Origin of the sequence: Halomonas sp. 707D4 (assembly GCF_024158685.1) — a bacterium.
Taxonomy (GTDB): domain Bacteria; phylum Pseudomonadota; class Gammaproteobacteria; order Pseudomonadales; family Halomonadaceae; genus Vreelandella.
The window spans coordinates 1-1,162 of the sequence record NZ_JAMZBD010000711.1 but is presented as its reverse complement, the minus strand read 5'-3'; the positions used below and the strand labels follow the sequence as shown (position 1 = coordinate 1,162).

The 1,162-nt window shown below is 64.4% G+C and carries 2 pseudogenes; both read left to right on the top strand.

Going from position 1 to position 1,162, the window contains the following annotated elements:
• Positions 1-233 (top strand): annotated as a pseudogene (locus BIS11_RS18125) (PTS fructose transporter subunit EIIBC); the annotation flags it as partial.
• A 173-nt stretch (positions 234-406) separates the two neighbouring features.
• Positions 407-1,162: pseudogene (gene pgi / locus BIS11_RS18120) on the top strand (glucose-6-phosphate isomerase); the annotation flags it as partial.

Sequence of the window (1,162 nt, the reverse complement as noted above, 5' to 3'; positions counted from 1 at the left end):
CGCTGCGGGTGATTCCCTGCTGCATCGTCGGTGGGGCGGTGACCGGCGCACTCTCGATGCTCATCGGCGCCAAGCTGATGGCGCCCCACGGCGGCATCTTCGTGCTGCTGATTCCCGGCGCGATCAGCCCGGCGCTGCTCTACCTGGGCGCCATCGTGGTGGGCGCGCTGATCACCGGCGTGAGCTACGCCTTCCTCAAGCGCGGCGCCGCCCAAGTGGCCGTGGCCGGCTGAACAGCGTGCCATCGTGACCTCGAGAAAGCGCCTTCGGCGACGCGACAGCGCGTCGAAGGCGCTTTTTTTGTGCCCGGCAGTTGCCCCAGGCAGCACGTGATGTAGTATTTTTACACAACAATCAAGGTACAGGCGCCACGCTCCAACTGCCTCATCGACAAGGAAATTCCCCCATGTTCCAGCTCACCCGCAGCGTCACCTGGCAGGCCCTCGAGCGCCTGCGCGACAAGACCCACGACGATCGCATCCGTGACTACTTCGCACGCGACCCCCAGCGCTTCGACAAGATGAGCCTGCGCGTGGGCGGGCTGTTTCTGGACTACTCCAAGCATCACGTATCCGACGAGGTGCTGGCGAAACTGCTGGAGCTGGCCGACCACTCGGCGCTGGTGCAGCGCCGGGCGCAGATGTTCTCCGGCGACATCATCAACGTGACCGAAAACCGCCCGGTGCTGCACACCGCGCTCAGAAACCCCGGCGACGAGCCGGTGTTCGTCGATGGCGAGGACGTGATGCCGGAGATCACCCGCACCCGCGAGCAGATCAAGACGTTTTCCGAGGCGGTGAGAAACGGCGAGTGGAAAGGTTACAGCGGCCAGCCGATCAGGGACGTGGTCAACATCGGCATCGGCGGCTCGGATCTCGGCCCCAATATGGCGGTGCGCGCGCTCTTGAAGTACCGCCACCCCGAGCTTCACTTCCACTTCGTCTCCAACGTCGATGGCACCCATATCCAGAAGGTGCTGTCACGCCTGGACCCGGCGACGACCCTGTTCATCGTCTCGACCAAGACCTTCTCCACCCAGGAGACGCTCTTGAACGCCAAGACCGCACGGCGCTGGTTTCTGGAAAATGCAGGGGAAGACGCCGACGTGGGCGCGCACTTCATCGCCGCCTCCACCAACCGCCGCGCGGCAATGGAATTCGGC